At 45.0% G+C, this 14,324-nt stretch carries 13 protein-coding genes and 5 tRNA genes; 16 read left to right on the top strand and 2 right to left on the bottom strand.

The features are described 5' to 3' along the window. Position 1: 1 nt before the first annotated feature. From GWI56_RS11455 to GWI56_RS11435, 5 genes are all read left to right on the top strand, one after another. Positions 2 to 76, top strand: a tRNA-Gln gene (locus tag GWI56_RS11455). Positions 77 to 100: 24 nt separating this feature from the next. Then, a tRNA-Gln gene (locus tag GWI56_RS11450) sits at positions 101 to 175 on the top strand. 2 nt (positions 176 to 177) lie between these two features. Continuing rightward, positions 178 to 254 (top strand) — tRNA-Met (locus GWI56_RS11445). 75 nt (positions 255 to 329) lie between these two features. Further along, positions 330 to 414: transfer RNA gene (locus tag GWI56_RS11440), tRNA-Leu, on the top strand. A gap of 40 nt (positions 415 to 454) precedes the next feature. Beyond that, positions 455 to 529 (top strand) — tRNA-Gln (locus GWI56_RS11435). Between the two features lie 208 nt (positions 530 to 737). Here the strand turns inward: GWI56_RS11435 and GWI56_RS11430 are convergent. Then, positions 738 to 1,463 (bottom strand): hypothetical protein, encoded by a 726-nt coding sequence (locus GWI56_RS11430; RefSeq protein ID WP_198572954.1) that lies wholly within the window; start codon positions 1,461 to 1,463, stop codon positions 738 to 740. A 386-nt stretch (positions 1,464 to 1,849) separates the two neighbouring features. On the opposite strand from GWI56_RS11430, the gene GWI56_RS11425 reads away from it, so the two are divergent. The 7 genes from GWI56_RS11425 to secF all read left to right on the top strand — a co-directional run bounded on the left by GWI56_RS11425 (position 1,850) and on the right by secF (position 8,654). Continuing rightward, complete coding sequence (locus tag GWI56_RS11425) at positions 1,850 to 2,530, top strand: PepSY-associated TM helix domain-containing protein (RefSeq protein WP_168822802.1); 681 nt, start codon at positions 1,850 to 1,852, stop codon at positions 2,528 to 2,530. A gap of 16 nt (positions 2,531 to 2,546) precedes the next feature. Then, on the top strand, positions 2,547 to 3,059 hold the full coding sequence (locus GWI56_RS11420; protein WP_198572948.1) for a DUF2271 domain-containing protein: 513 nt from the start codon (positions 2,547 to 2,549) through the stop codon (positions 3,057 to 3,059). 55 nt (positions 3,060 to 3,114) lie between these two features. Continuing rightward, positions 3,115 to 3,933, top strand: coding sequence for a DUF4198 domain-containing protein (locus GWI56_RS11415; protein ID WP_198572947.1), 819 nt, complete (start codon positions 3,115 to 3,117; stop codon positions 3,931 to 3,933). A gap of 298 nt (positions 3,934 to 4,231) precedes the next feature. Continuing rightward, positions 4,232 to 4,708, top strand: a complete 477-nt coding sequence (gene greA, locus GWI56_RS11410) for a transcription elongation factor GreA (protein ID WP_028761461.1) — start codon at positions 4,232 to 4,234, stop codon at positions 4,706 to 4,708. A gap of 385 nt (positions 4,709 to 5,093) precedes the next feature. After that, a complete protein-coding gene (locus tag GWI56_RS11405) occupies positions 5,094 to 5,708 on the top strand; it encodes a hypothetical protein (protein WP_198572953.1) in 615 nt (204 codons plus the stop codon). Positions 5,709 to 5,934: 226 nt separating this feature from the next. Then, the gene (secD, locus tag GWI56_RS11400; protein ID WP_105251696.1) at positions 5,935 to 7,749 is read left to right on the top strand and encodes a protein translocase subunit SecD; all 1,815 of its coding nucleotides are present in this window, start codon (positions 5,935 to 5,937) and stop codon (positions 7,747 to 7,749) included. A 2-nt stretch (positions 7,750 to 7,751) separates the two neighbouring features. Next, positions 7,752 to 8,654, top strand: coding sequence for a protein translocase subunit SecF (secF, locus tag GWI56_RS11395; RefSeq protein WP_028761458.1), 903 nt, complete (start codon positions 7,752 to 7,754; stop codon positions 8,652 to 8,654). Between the two features lie 89 nt (positions 8,655 to 8,743). Here secF and yhbY read toward each other — a convergent pair whose 3' ends face one another. Then, on the bottom strand, positions 8,744 to 9,043 hold the full coding sequence (gene yhbY, locus GWI56_RS11390) for a ribosome assembly RNA-binding protein YhbY (protein WP_006082725.1): 300 nt from the start codon (positions 9,041 to 9,043) through the stop codon (positions 8,744 to 8,746). A 90-nt stretch (positions 9,044 to 9,133) separates the two neighbouring features. Between yhbY and rlmE the strand changes: the two genes are divergently transcribed. The 4 genes from rlmE (at position 9,134) to glmM (ending at position 14,227) form a co-directional block, all read left to right on the top strand. Next, entirely contained in the window at positions 9,134 to 9,763 is a 630-nt protein-coding gene (gene rlmE / locus GWI56_RS11385; RefSeq protein WP_006082724.1) for a 23S rRNA (uridine(2552)-2'-O)-methyltransferase RlmE, read from the top strand. Between the two features lie 29 nt (positions 9,764 to 9,792). Next, positions 9,793 to 11,763: an ATP-dependent zinc metalloprotease FtsH gene (ftsH, locus tag GWI56_RS11380; RefSeq protein ID WP_168822810.1), complete on the top strand. Its 1,971-nt coding sequence runs from the start codon at positions 9,793 to 9,795 to the stop codon at positions 11,761 to 11,763. Between the two features lie 212 nt (positions 11,764 to 11,975). Beyond that, positions 11,976 to 12,809: a dihydropteroate synthase gene (folP, locus tag GWI56_RS11375; RefSeq protein WP_198572946.1), complete on the top strand. Its 834-nt coding sequence runs from the start codon at positions 11,976 to 11,978 to the stop codon at positions 12,807 to 12,809. An 80-nt stretch (positions 12,810 to 12,889) separates the two neighbouring features. Further along, entirely contained in the window at positions 12,890 to 14,227 is a 1,338-nt protein-coding gene (gene glmM, locus GWI56_RS11370; protein ID WP_198572945.1) for a phosphoglucosamine mutase, read from the top strand. The last annotated feature ends 97 nt before the right edge of the window (positions 14,228 to 14,324 follow it).

The following is a 14,324-nucleotide window of genomic DNA, read 5'->3' as shown; positions in this document are numbered from 1 at the left end:
TTGGGGTATCGCCAAGTGGTAAGGCACCGGGTTTTGATCTCGGCATTCCAAGGTTCGAATCCTTGTACCCCAGCCATTTTTTCTCAGTTTCCAAGTTGATTGGGGTATCGCCAAGTGGTAAGGCACCGGGTTTTGATCTCGGCATTCCAAGGTTCGAATCCTTGTACCCCAGCCATTGGCAATGTAGCTCAGCTGGTTAGAGCACAGCACTCATAATGCTGGGGTCGCAGGTTCAAGTCCCGCCATTGCTACCATATTTAACTCTGTTAAAGTGATTTTTCAGAGAAAAATCCAAAACTGTTGAACAGACAATTTTGGTACATTTTGATGCGGGAATGGTGAAATTGGTAGACACGCCAGATTTAGGTTCTGGTGCCGCGAGGTGTGAGAGTTCAAGTCTCTCTTCCCGTACCATCAAAATGCAATCTTCGATAGAAGATTAAACACAGTTTATTGGGGTATCGCCAAGTGGTAAGGCACCGGGTTTTGATCTCGGCATCCCAAGGTTCGAATCCTTGTACCCCAGCCAAAAAGTTAAAAAGCCTGTCTTCTGACAGGCTTTTTGCTTTTTAACTTTTAACTATTTTCAGCTTAGCGTTATTTTGCTTTCAGTTTCCCTTCAATATTAGCCCTTCCAGCCTTTCCCTTGTCTCTATAATTCCCGTTGGTTGTGGCAATTCAGCTATTTTCAAAGTTAATCCACAGTGCCATTTGAGCTGGCACTGTGGTGATCCGTTTTATTGCTTTTTGACTTCAGGAGTAACGGGTGGCGATTTTATTTCTGCTGGAGCTGCAGGAGCCGCTGGAACGGCGACTTTTGCAGCCGCTTCAGTGATATTGATTGGCATTGCAGCATTCTTAATGACTGTATTCTCTGTGACTGCACTATCAATAACGGCACTTTGGGCCGCTTTAACATCACCTGTTGCAACGGCTTTGACAGCATCAGGTATTGCTAATTGTTGCTGTACTTGATTTGCACCCGCTTCTAAGGCTTTTTGTTGTAACTTCTGTGGATCGGTATAGTCGGCTAATTCCTTCGGCCAACTTGGGACCCGTTTTTCTGCCTGATTACTGAGTTGCTCAGAAATCACTAAGGGTGCACCGCCTTTCATCAGCATGACTGCCATTTGGTTGGTGTCTGAGTTCCAAACTAGACCCGCTTTTTCGGCCATTTCGGGGACAGGGGTGTAAGTCGACACTAAGTAGATGAGTGGACCTTCCTGTTGGATCTTGTCGGCCGTTTTGAGCAGGGACAGGGTGGTATCGTAATTTTTACCCAGCAATTCCTGCATACGGTTTTTGATGAGCGGTTGTTCGAATAATCCGACATCGTTCGGATCTAAACCGACAAGGGGTTTAAGCAAGGCCCACATGAGCTGGCCTTGAGGTGACATTAATAATAGTGGTGCAACGCAGGCGTTGAGCATTAATGCGAGCCACACAATATGCAGGCAGCGCATTTTTTTGAGCAGAGATGTACTCAAGATGATATTTCCTTGGAAGTACCAGCAAGTCGCCGGCGGCGGATTGTAGCTGATTGGCATAAGGTAAACGAGAGGGTGGCAAAGTAAATTTTAAGCAAAAAAATTAACCCAAATGTTGGATTTTATCCTTATGAATTTGAAAGGTATTTACAGGTGATACAATAAATTATTTGCTGCTAATTTAATCGAAGGTAATGGTTTTTGAGTGCTAAAAACAGATTTACCCCTAAGTGCTTTATTTTTAGCACTTATTTTTCTTCTTACTTTTTGACTTCTTTTTCAGTATTGAATATGTAAAGTTTGTAAACTTTGTTCTGTTTGATAATCGATCTCATTTAATCTCGGCGCATTAAATTAGTTTAATGCAGCTCATTTCTATCTTTAGCTGCATAGGGAAAGCAGACTCTGGAGGTATTTCTCTTTGGTTTGTTTTTGAGAGTGCATCATTGAAATTAAGAGTCAGTAAGTCATCTTTGTCCTTTGCCCGCATTATTCATGTTTATGTGTCTATGGCTTTATTGTTGCTGATGCTGTTTTTTGCGGTGACAGGTATAACGTTAAATCATCCTAATTGGTTTTCTCAAGCTGATCAGGAACCTAAGCGGGAACAAGTGCCAATCCCAGCCTATTTGTTACCCGTTAATGCCCAAGACTCACAATGGCGTCTGGCTGCGGGTCATTGGTTGAAAAGTGAATGGGCTATGGATATGGCGAGTGCCGATATCGATGAAGATGAAATTAGTTTAGTCAGCAAAGGACCTGGTACTTATCGGAGTCTGACATTGGACTTACTCGACGGGCAAGCCTATGTCGAAACCTTAGATTACGGTGTCGTTGCCGTAGTGAATGATTTGCATAAGGGCCGTAACACAGGCACAGCTTGGGCTTGGATACTCGATCTCAGCGCTGTGCTTATCATTTTATTTTCGCTCACTGGGGCTTATTTGTTGCTGCCTCAAACCAAGCGCCTCAAAAAGTCATTGTTATACATGGTACTCGTCAGCAGTAGTTGCGGGCTTGTGTATGTTTATTTTGTTCCATAAGGAGTGTAGGCCGAGTATGCGTCATCTTATTCGCACCATTACGGTGAGTGCTTTGTTTGTCAGTTCTGTGGCGTTTGCGACGCCTAAAATGACAGTCGATTTAACCTTGCCTGAAATTACCGAAGGGCAATATCACAGACCTTATGTGGCCGTATGGGTTGAGGATGCCAAGGGGCAAACGGTTAAAACCTTAAGCCTTTGGGTATGGGATGAAGGCCATAAATGGTTGAAAGATATCCGTCGTTGGTGGCGTAAAGCCGGACGCGAAGATATGAGCTTTGTTGACGGTATTGCATCTGCGACACGTCCAGCGGGTCATTACAAAATCGATTGGGATTTAAAAGATGAGGCGGGAAAAGTGCTTGAACCTGCCACTTACACTGTATTTATTGAAGTGGTGCGTGAACACGGTGGTCGCGATCTTGTACGACAAAATATCGATTTAGCTGCGGGAGATTTCTCTGTGCAGTTGCCCGCCACGACAGAAACTGGCGTTATCGACTTACGCTTAAGCGGCATGGCTCGTTGAGTCAATCCATTAAATATTTAGCCCGTATATTAATTGTTAAACTTAAGGAAAAGGCATGAAATTACGTCTTATTGCATTACTTGGCACACTTTGCATTAGCCCATTGGCAAGTAGCCACGACAGATGGATTTTACCTAGCCACTTCAACGTTTCGGCTGAAAGTGAAGAAATTGTGTGGATTACTTCAGATGTGTCTGCCAGCAATCAAGTGTTTATGATGGATAAACCTTTTAGTGCCAGTGATGTGCGTGTGTTACAGCCAAATGGAAAACCAACGTCTCCAAGCTCAAGTTACACGGGCGGACGTAAGTCGGTGTTTGATGTGCAACTGATGCAAGATGGCACTTATAAGTTTGAAAAAGAAGTTTCACCTCGTTATTTTTCTCAGTATAAAGTTAAAGGAAAAGAAGGGGTTGTACGCAGCCGTATGGATAAAAAAGCCACAACTGCTGCTATGCCAAAGGGAGCCTATGAACTTGAAAGTTCTTTAAATGTGTCGCGGGTTGAAACCTATGTCACACGTAATAAGCCAACTGAGGAAGTGTTAAAGCCTAAGGGGGAATATTTAGAACTAGTGCCTGTGACTCATCCTGCAGATATTATTGAGAATGAAGCTGCTACCCTGCAATTTGTTTTCGATGGTAAGCCCGTTGAAGGCGTTAAAGTCGCCATTATTAAAGACGGTAGCTTATATCGAAACAAACCAGAGGAAATCGAATTTACCTCAGATAAAGACGGTAAAGTTTCAATGATCTTACCTTCAGCAGGACGTTATCTCTTACATGCGGCAATTGAGCGCCCTAATTCAGATAAATCCCTTGCTGATAAAACGGTTAGTGAAATCTTTTTGACCTTTGAGGCTGGGCTTGAATAAATGAGTTAACCTCTATTTGAGGTTTTTGCTTTGAGTCTTAATGCCCACGGTCTAAATGGCGAGTGGGCATTTTTGTATTCATTTCGTACTAAAACGTGTGCGAAATTTCCTTAGGTATACAGATTTGAATTTGATTACTGGTAACTCTGCTTAAGGTTGGGTAAGCTGCGTCAATGCATTGTTCTTGGTGCATCAAAAGCGCATAACGATTAGAATAGCGCAATTCCACCCTCATTTGACTGTGTTGACCTTAGCGTTGGCACGGGTTGCTTTTGTTTTAAAGGAGACGAAAGAAGTTATGACTAAGGTTCCTATGACAGTTGTCGGTGCAGAGCAGCTGCGTAAAGAGTTAGATATTCTCAAGTTTGACCGTCGCCCTAAAATCACTGAAGCAATTGCTTCAGCGAGAGAGTTAGGCGACTTGAAAGAAAACGCGGAATACCATGCGGCTCGTGAGGAACAAGGTATTTGTGAAGCACGTATCCGTGATATTGAGGGTAAGTTATCTAACGCGCAAATTATCGACGTCACTAAGATGGTGAATAACGGTCGTATCATTTTTGGCGCCACTGTGACTATTTTAAATCTCGATACCGATGTTGAAGTGACTTATCGCATAGTCGGCGATGACGAAGCGAATATTAAAGAAAACCTGATTTCAGTGAATTCACCAATAGCCCGCGGCTTAGTCGGCAAAAATGAAGGTGATGAAGTGTCTATTACTACGCCAGGTGGTATGACAGATTACGAAATCATCTCAGTACAGTATTTATAATCTGCTTATAATACTTTGCTTATAGTGTTGTGAGCGTGACTCATGCGATATCGCTAAAACCGTCCTAGGGCGGTTTTTTGTTATACGCGAATTAAGTTTGTTTACGGCTTGAGTTTAGGGCTTTAGCCAAAGATATCGATCGCGCTTCAGCGTTGAATTCGGGGTAAGATGGACAAAGTTTAATTTGTCTCTTTGTAGGTTTTTACCTAAGCTGCCATCCTAGCAAAATCAACATTGGCGAAATGTGTATGTTGTTTTTTTGCGCGAGTTTCACTTTATGGACCCACAGTTAAGCATCAAAAGCGAACAGTGAATAGGTTCATCCTTAGTTTGATAATGTTTTATAAGAGGGCACGCTTTGGTCAAACATTGGCGTACAGGATTGATGTTAGTTTGCGTGGCGATCATGTTGATTGCGCACTCGGCTAGCTATGCGCCAAAACCCTCAGTACAGCGCAGTGATGCAACTCGCCATTATGTTCAGATGCATATGGGTCAGAAACACACTGCTCTGAAACAAACGGCTCAGATGCATACTGTGAGTCTTGATAGCTCGACTCCCCATACAAAACTAAGCGCTGAGCCTCAAAGCTTGCCCGATGCCGATGTTATCGCCCAATCTAATGCACAGTCTGATGCGCAAACCGTTGAAAGCTGCGGCTCACCGAATAGTCATGATACCAATCGCGTCAGTTCAGACTCAGAATCACAGCCAGCACCTTGTCCGAGCTCTGACTATGTAAGTCATTCTGATGACTTAGATTTTGCCCCGATAAATTCGCCGCGATTTATCAGTCTTGCCCAGCACGATGTGCGTGAGGTCAAGCCAGTATATGTACTCGCTGTAGACTTTACTGCCGAACCGACATCCAATGCCGTTGAACCCACCGATCTTGATATCATATCAGATTGGACGCTTTCTGCTGTTTCTTCCCCCGCCCGAATTTCGGGTTGGAAAGTCTCAAATCTTCAATATCGATTTAGCCAACAAGCCGCTTAGCTCGCCTATTTAGGCATGACGTTGATAGGAGCCTACTCTTATCGATTTTTCATGCTGTTGCCTTTTTGTACTCACCGAAACTTTTTATAGCTGCTTAAGTAAGCAGTGATGATTTGAGCCTTACGAGCTTAGCCGCTGGTACTCAATCATGTGTTTCGGACTGATATCAATATGTTCGCTTAGCGATTTGATTCAAATGCTGAGCGTTAAATAGCGAGTTAATCCCATGGAAAGAAAACCCAATCAACGGCTGCTAAATCACTATTCAGCTTGGAAATACTTAGTGCTTATCGTCACTATTATCGTGATGCTATTCAGTGCGTTGCCGACATTTTACGGTGAGGATGCGGCGGTGCAGGTGGGCGCGAAGGCGGGGTTAACGCTCACACCTATTGCCCTTCGAGATAAGCTACAAGCTGAAGGCGTGACGGTAAAACGTATCGACCAAAAAAATGGTGAAACCTTAATTGTCCTCGATGCGGATAACCAACAAACCTTAGTCAAAACTTTAGTCTCTTCTATGGTCGCAGAGCCAAAAGAATTGACTTTATCCCTTGCCAGTGCGGCGCCAAGTTGGTTACAAAACTTAGGCTTTCAGCCGATTAAACTCGGGCTCGACTTGCGCGGTGGCGTACAGTTCTTACTCGATGTTGATATTGATCCTGTTTATCAAACTCAGGCCGAGACGCTTGTTGATTCGCTACGTCAATTCATCCGTGAGCAGAAAATTCGTGGTGCTAGCGTGCATTTGGACCAAAGTCATCAGTTAAACATGACGTTGCCGGATAATGACGCCCGTGCTGCTGTGCGTCAAATGATGAAAGAGTCCTATCCTAATTGGCAGCTATCCAATGCAGATGGCGCGGGTTTACTGATTAAGTTGAGCCAAGAAGAGCAAACGAAACTGCGTAATTTGACAGTGCAGCAAAACTTACAAGTGATGCGCAGCCGTATTGAAGAACTCGGTATCACTGAAGCTTTAGTGCAGCGTCAAGGGGAGCATCGAATTCGGATTGAATTGCCTGGAGTACAAGATCCTGCAGCCGCTAAAAACGTTATCGGTGCTACGGCGAGTCTGGCCTTTTTCGAGGTTAAAGAGTCTGGCTCCGTTAATGCTATGGTGCTCAATGACAAGTCTGGTAAGCCTATTTATGTGAGCCGCACACCAGTGCTGGGTGGCGATCATATTGTCGATGCGAGGGCGAGTTTAGGCGAGATGGGCATGGCGGAGGTGAACATTAACCTTGACCGTGTGGGCGGGCAGAAAATGTCTGAGTTTTCCCGTACCAATATCGGCAAACCTATGGCGACGTCTTACAGCGAATACAGCCGTGATGAGCAAGGTAAGGCAAAGCAAACACAAGAGATTATCAGTGTTGCGACTATTCAATCCCAACTTGGAGATCGTTTTCGCATTACGGGTGCAGGCTCCTATCAAGAAGCACAACAATTAGCTTTGTTACTGCGAGCTGGCTCTATGACGGCGCCAGTGACTATTGTTGAAGAGCGCACTATTGGCCCGACGCTGGGTGCTGAAAACATTGAAAACGGTTTTGCTGCCCTTGGTTTAGGGATGGGGATTACCTTGCTGTTTATGGCGCTTTGGTATCGCCGTCTCGGTTGGGTGGCGAATATAGCGCTGATCTCCAATATGGTGATCCTGTTTGGTTTACTGGCGCTTATCCCTGGCGCTGTGTTGACCTTACCTGGGATTGCGGGTTTGGTGTTAACAGTCGGTATGGCTGTAGATACCAACGTACTGATTTTTGAGCGAATAAAAGACAAGTTAAAGGAAGGTCGCAGTTTTGCGCTGGCAATTGATACGGGTTTTGATAGCGCGTTTTCTACTATTTTTGACGCCAACTTCACCACTATGATCACTGCAGTGGTGCTTTACTCCATAGGTAATGGTCCAATTCAAGGTTTTGCCTTGACCTTAGGTCTAGGTCTATTGACCAGCATGTTTACCGGTATCTTTGCTTCAAGGGCCTTGATCAACTTAGTTTATGGACGTGATGCTAGCCGTCATGTAAAGGTATAACTATGAAAAATATCAATCTAACTAAATGGCGTTATGTTTCGAGTGCTATCTCAATTTTGTTGATGCTAGTGTCATTAACCATAATAGGCGTGAAAGGTTTTAACTGGGGCTTAGATTTTACTGGCGGTGTCGTCACCGAAGTGCAGATCGATAGAAAAATTACCAGCAGTGAATTGCAACCTTTACTTAATGCCGCTTATCAGCAAGAGGTGAGTGTAGTCTCCGCCAGTGAGCCGGGACGTTGGGTGTTGCGCTATTCCGATATAAAGAGTGCCGATACAGAGCAAGGTAATATCGATATTCAGCAGGTATTAGCGCCGCTTAACTCTGAAGTGCAAGTGCTTAACAGCAGTGTTGTCGGGCCGCAGATTGGTCAAGAATTGGCAGAGCAGGGCGGTTTGGCGCTGTTAGTCGCTATGCTGGCGATATTAGGTTATTTAAGTTATCGCTTCGAATGGCGACTCGCATCGGGTGCCCTATTCGCTTTAGTGCATGACGTAGTGTTCGTGCTGGCATTTTTCGCCTTGACTCAGATGGAGTTTAATTTAACGATACTTGCGGCTGTGCTGGCGATTTTAGGTTATTCCTTAAACGATTCGATCATTATCGCTGACCGTATTCGTGAATTATTGATTGCTAAGCCAAAGCTTGCGATTCAAGACATTAACAACCAAGCAATTGTGGCGACGTTTTCTCGTACTATGGTGACATCAGGGACAACCTTAATGACGGTCGGTGCGCTGTGGATCATGGGCGGTGGGCCGCTGGAAGGATTTTCGATTGCAATGTTTATCGGTATATTAACCGGCACATTCTCTTCGATTTCGGTTGGTACCTCATTGCCTGAGTTATTAGGCTTAACGCCTGAGCATTATAAGGAACAAGTGATTTCTGAAACACCTTAGGGCTATGCTAATCGCTTAAATTAACAGCGAAAACAAAAAGGCCACTCGATTGAATGGCCTTTTTGTTAACACGATAAAATCAAGAAAAATTACTTTGCCTTTGGCAAAGCAATTTTCATTTCTGGTGATTGACGATAAATCACCAGAATATGACCAATAAGTTGCACTTTTGCGGATTGAGTTTCACGTACTATGGCATCAACGATGGCATTTTTTAGCTCTCTGTCGGCAGAGGCTACTTTCACTTTAATCAGTTCATGATAAGCGAGTGCGCTTTCAATTTCAGCGAGTACACCTTCAGTCAATCCATTGGCACCAAGCAGCACCACTGGCTTTAGCGGATGCGCTAGACCTTTTAAATGCTGTTTTTGTTTGGTTGTTAAGTTCATTTCTACCAACTTTTGCTGAGTTACTGTTGAAAAACGGCTATTCTACCCTTATATAGCCTTTGTGTAACTCTCAATTGTTGCGGATTTTAAATGTCAGGTATAAAACGTACGGCCAGTTCTAATCGCTGGATGCTAGAACACTTTGATGATCACTATGTCAAACTCGCCCAAAAAATGGGCTTGCGATCTCGCGCTGCGTTTAAGCTTGAGGAGATCCAGCAAAAGGATCAACTGATCCGCCCAGGCATGACTGTGGTTGATCTCGGTGCCGCTCCGGGAGGTTGGTCTCAAGTGGCAGTTAAATTAGCGGGAGATAGAGGTAAAGTCATCGCCTGTGACATTTTGCCTATGGATCCCATCGTCGGGGTAGACTTTCTGCAAGGGGATTTTCGTGAAGATAAAGTCCTTCAAGCATTACTTACTCGCGTCGGTGATGCTAAAGTTGACGTTGTGTTGTCTGATATGGCACCCAACATGAGTGGTTCAGATAGTGTTGATCAGCCCCGTGCCATGTATTTAGTGGAATTGGCGTTAGATATGTGCCATCAAGTATTGGCTCCTAATGGCTGTTTTGCGGTAAAAGTCTTTCAGGGGGAGGGCTTTGACGAATACATGAAAGCGGTAAAAGCAGTGTTTAAAGTCGTTAAAACACGTAAACCAGACTCTTCACGGGCTCGTTCCCGCGAAGTCTATCTTGTGGCGACTGGGTACAAGTTGTAGTAACCTAGCGTTAATAATCGCAAGACTTAATGAGGTCTAGTAATTTGAGTGACATGGCAAAAAATCTAATACTCTGGGTTGTCATCGCCGTTGTGCTGATGTCAGTGTTTCAGGGTTACTCCCCCTCTTCTTCGTCATCGCAGAAGATGGATTATTCTACCTTCTTAGATAATGTCCGTGATGGACAGGTCGCAACAGTTGAAGTTAAGAGCGACCAACGTACTATTGAAGGTGCTAAACGAACTGGTGAAAAATTCACTACTATCATGCCGTTATATGACCAAGATTTAATTAATGATCTTGATCGTAAAGGCATCACTATGAAGGGCCAAGAAGCCGAAGAGTCAGGGTTCCTTACCCAAATCTTCATCTCTTGGTTCCCGATGTTATTGCTTATCGGGGTATGGATTTTCTTCATGCGCCAGATGCAAGGCGGCGGTGGCAAAGGCGCTATGTCCTTTGGTAAGAGCAAAGCCAAGCTGATGAGCGAAGATCAGATTAAAACTACTTTTGCCGATGTTGCTGGTTGTGACGAAGCAAAAGAAGAAGTGAAAGAGCTGGTTGATTACCTGCGTGACCCAACTAAATTCCAAAAATTGGGCGGCCGAATTCCAACGGGCGTACTGATGGTGGGTCCTCCAGGTACAGGTAAAACCTTGCTGGCGAAAGCCATTGCGGGTGAATCTAAAGTCCCTTTCTTCACTATTTCAGGTTCTGATTTCGTGGAAATGTTTGTTGGTGTCGGTGCATCCCGTGTGCGTGACATGTTCGAACAAGCGAAAAAATCTGCACCTTGTATCATCTTTATCGATGAAATCGATGCTGTCGGTCGTCAACGTGGCGCGGGTTTAGGTGGTGGTCATGATGAACGTGAGCAAACACTGAACCAAATGCTGGTTGAGATGGATGGCTTCGAAGGTAATGAAGGCGTTATTGTTATCGCGGCAACTAACCGTCCAGACGTACTCGATTCTGCGTTACTTCGTCCGGGTCGTTTTGACCGTCAAGTGGTCGTTGGTTTACCAGACGTTCGTGGTCGTGAGCAGATTTTGAAAGTGCATATGCGTAAAGTACCGCTTTCTGAAGATGTGAAGGCAAGTGTGATTGCCCGTGGTACCCCAGGTTTCTCGGGTGCTGATTTAGCTAACTTAGTGAACGAAGCTGCCTTGTTTGCGGCTCGCGGAAATCGCCGAGTTGTAGGCATGGAAGAATTTGAGCGTGCAAAAGATAAAATCATGATGGGTGCTGAGCGCCGCTCTATGGTGATGTCTGAAGCTGAAAAAGAAATGACTGCTTACCATGAAGCGGGCCATGCGATTGTGGGTTGTTTAGTACCAGAGCACGATCCTGTGCATAAGGTGACTATCATTCCTCGCGGCCGTGCCTTAGGTGTGACTTTCTTCTTACCTGAAGCTGACTCAGTGAGCCAGAGCCGTCGTAAGTTAGAAAGCCAAATTTCGGTCGCCTACGGTGGTCGTTTAGCAGAAGAGCTTATCTACGGTACTGAGAAAGTGTCGACTGGCGCATCACAGGACATCAAATACGCGACATCTATTGCGCGTAACATGGTGACTCAGTGGGGCTTCTCGGACAAGTTAGGTCCATTGCTGTATGCAGAAGAAGATGGTGAAGTCTTCTTAGGTCGCAGCATGGGTAAAGCCAAAGCGATGTCCGATGAAACTGCAACCATTATCGATGCTGAAGTAAAAGTCTTTATCGACAAAAACTACGCTAGAGCGAGACAGATATTGACGGATAACCTCGATATTCTGCACTCAATGAAAGAAGCTTTAATGAAGTATGAAACCATTGATTCACTTCAAATTGACGATTTAATGAAACGTCGTGAAGTGCGTCAGCCTGCTGATTGGCAAGTGGATGACAATGGTTCTAACGATAAAGGCAATGGTCATGGTGAACCAGCAGCGAAAGCTGAAGACAGTGTGACTGCACCTGCTGAGCCAGAACTGAAAGATCCTGATGAATCTCCAGCTAAGTAATGTGTTGTGAAACCAAAGAAAACCCCGTAAAGGGGTTTTCTTGTTTTACCTTGTTAGCAATTTGACTGCGCTGTCATTGATACTCTCTGCCACCATTGATATTTATCTTCTGACAGTTAGTCATTTCGGATAGAAAATGAAGGCTTGAAATTAATGACGCAAGTTATGCCAGTGAGTAAAATCGTAAGTGTTCGTATTACAGGAGTAAATGCGTGTTTGAACTGATTGCTGGCACTAAACGCCTCGCGTTATCTTCGCCCATTGTGATGGGTATACTTAATATCACTCCCGATTCTTTTTCCGACGGTGGTCAATATTCTTCCTATGAGCTTGCCTGTCAGCATGCCGATGACATGGTGGCTCAAGGCGCGGGAATGATAGACATTGGTGGTGAGTCGACAAGACCTGGCGCCGCCGAGGTGAGCTTAGCCGATGAACTTGCGCGGGTGATCCCGTTAGTGAAATATGTTGCGGCGCACCATGATGTGTGGATTTCGGTTGATACCAGTAAGCCTGAAGTCATGCGTCAAGCTGTTGCTGCGGGCGCGCATTTGATTAACGATGTGCGCGCCCTGATGGAGCCTGGTGCGCTTGAAGCTGCTGCAGAGTTGCAAGTCCCCATATGCTTAATGCATATGCAAGGTGAACCCAAAAGCATGCAATTTGCACCGACTTACCATAATGTTATTGAAGAAGTTTCTGTCTTTTTAACTGAGCGGATTGAAGCTTGCTTGCGAGCAGGGATCCCCCGTGAATTATTAATACTCGATCCGGGATTTGGTTTTGGTAAAAGCTTAGAACATAACTATGAATTACTGGCGAAGCTCGACTGTTTTGCCCAGTTTGATTTACCGATATTGATAGGATTGTCTCGTAAGAGCATGATAGGAAACCTCTTAGCAAAACCGACCTCAGAACGTCTTGCTGGGAGCCTTGCTGGCGCTATGATAGCGGCCCAAAAGGGCGCTCATATCATTCGTGTGCATGATGTTACTGAAACTGTGGATATGCTCAAGGTGTTACAAGCGACACAAGCGTATTTTTAAGCATCGTTATGCTCTCGTTAAGCATTTAATTAATATTATGATCCCAAATCATTGGGACACATTTGAGTTTGTGGAGCGATATGAAAGAACGTAAATTTTTTGGAACTGACGGTATTCGGGGAAAAGTCGGTTCAGGTCAAATGACGCCTGAGCTCGCGCTTAAGTTAGGTTGGGCGGCGGGGCGCGTGTTATCCCGCAGTGGTACCAAAAAGGTGATTATAGGTAAAGATACCCGTATTTCGGGCTATATGTTTGAGTCAGCATTAGAAGCTGGCCTTTCTGCTGCAGGCCTTAATGTGATGTTAATGGGACCTATGCCAACGCCAGCTGTAGCCTATTTGACGCGCACGTTTCGCGCCGAAGCTGGGGTGGTGATCAGCGCGTCACACAATCCGTATTACGATAACGGTATTAAGTTTTTCTCCACCGACGGCAGTAAGTTAGACGATAACCTAGAGCTAGAAATTGAAGCCGAGCTTGAAAAGCCCCTCGTTTGTGTTGAATCGCATCTATTGGGGAAGGTATCGCGTATTGAAGATGCCCGTGGCCGTTATATTGAGTATTGCAAAGGTAATTTTCCTGCAGAACACACGTTAACTGGGCTAAAAATTGTGGTTGATTGTGCCCATGGCGCAACTTATCACATAGCGCCAGCTGTGTTTCGTGAGTTAGGCGCCGAGGTGATTGCCATTGGTGATAAACCCAACGGGATGAACATCAATGATAAAGTGGGCGCGACGTCCATGGGTAAAATTTGTGAAACCGTTCTAGCCGAAAGTGCCGATTTAGGTATTGCACTCGACGGTGACGGTGACCGTATTATGATGGTCAACAGCAAAGGCGAAGTGATCGACGGCGATCAAATTTTATATATTCTGGCCTGTGATGCGAAATCCCGTGGCGTATTACGCGGTGGTGTAGTTGGTACGTTAATGTCAAACCTTGGGCTTGATCTCGCCTTGCAAGGATTAGACATCCCCTTTGCGCGTTCGAAAGTGGGCGACCGTTATGTGATGGAACTACTTAAAGAACTCGATTGGCGCATCGGCGGTGAAAACTCAGGGCATATCCTCAATCTTGATCACGGCACAACTGGTGATGGCATAGTTGCGGGGATTTTAGTGTTAGCGGCTATGCGTCGTCAGGATGCCACGCTAGAAGAACTGACTTCTGCGATGGAAATGTTGCCGCAGGTGTTAGTCAATGTGCGCTTTGAAGGTGAACATGACCCTCTTAAGTCAGATAAAGTTAAAGCGGCGCAGGCACAGGTTGAATCTCAACTGGGCGTGCGTGGCCGAGTATTATTACGTAAGTCAGGTACTGAACCTTTGATCCGTGTCATGGTTGAAGGTGACGATCATAGTGCAGTATTGGCGCACGCAAATTTGATTGCGGATGCGGTAAAATCGGCAAGCTAATATTTGCTAATTTTGTAATGAGTGCGGCTGATACCAATTTAAAATTAAGGTGTTAGCTGCACAAATGAACAGAAAACAGCTTTGGCGTGTAAAAAAT

The sequence above is a fragment of the Shewanella sp. DW31 genome, from assembly GCF_015767295.1.
Taxonomy (GTDB): Bacteria; Pseudomonadota; Gammaproteobacteria; order Enterobacterales; family Shewanellaceae; genus Shewanella; species Shewanella oncorhynchi.
The sequence above is the reverse complement of the archived record's forward strand: the minus strand, read 5'-3'. Positions and strand labels throughout refer to the sequence as shown.

What these genes read in the sequence shown, in the direction of transcription:
- GWI56_RS11425 (WP_168822802.1), top strand. Translation starts at nt 1,850, where the DNA reads ATGCAGCTCATTTCTATCTTTAGCTGCATAGGGAAAGCAGACTCTGGA.
- rlmE (WP_006082724.1), top strand. Translation starts at nt 9,134, where the DNA reads ATGTCAGGTATAAAACGTACGGCCAGTTCTAATCGCTGGATGCTAGAA.
- ftsH (WP_168822810.1), top strand. Translation starts at nt 9,793, where the DNA reads ATGAGGTCTAGTAATTTGAGTGACATGGCAAAAAATCTAATACTCTGG.
- glmM (WP_198572945.1), top strand. Translation starts at nt 12,890, where the DNA reads ATGAAAGAACGTAAATTTTTTGGAACTGACGGTATTCGGGGAAAAGTC.
- secD (WP_105251696.1), top strand. Translation starts at nt 5,935, where the DNA reads ATGGAAAGAAAACCCAATCAACGGCTGCTAAATCACTATTCAGCTTGG.
- yhbY (WP_006082725.1), bottom strand. Translation starts at nt 9,043, where the DNA reads ATGAACTTAACAACCAAACAAAAACAGCATTTAAAAGGTCTAGCGCAT.
- GWI56_RS11405 (WP_198572953.1), top strand. Translation starts at nt 5,094, where the DNA reads ATGTTAGTTTGCGTGGCGATCATGTTGATTGCGCACTCGGCTAGCTAT.
- greA (WP_028761461.1), top strand. Translation starts at nt 4,232, where the DNA reads ATGACTAAGGTTCCTATGACAGTTGTCGGTGCAGAGCAGCTGCGTAAA.
- GWI56_RS11420 (WP_198572948.1), top strand. Translation starts at nt 2,547, where the DNA reads ATGCGTCATCTTATTCGCACCATTACGGTGAGTGCTTTGTTTGTCAGT.
- secF (WP_028761458.1), top strand. Translation starts at nt 7,752, where the DNA reads ATGAAAAATATCAATCTAACTAAATGGCGTTATGTTTCGAGTGCTATC.
- GWI56_RS11415 (WP_198572947.1), top strand. Translation starts at nt 3,115, where the DNA reads ATGAAATTACGTCTTATTGCATTACTTGGCACACTTTGCATTAGCCCA.
- GWI56_RS11430 (WP_198572954.1), bottom strand. Translation starts at nt 1,463, where the DNA reads ATGCGCTGCCTGCATATTGTGTGGCTCGCATTAATGCTCAACGCCTGC.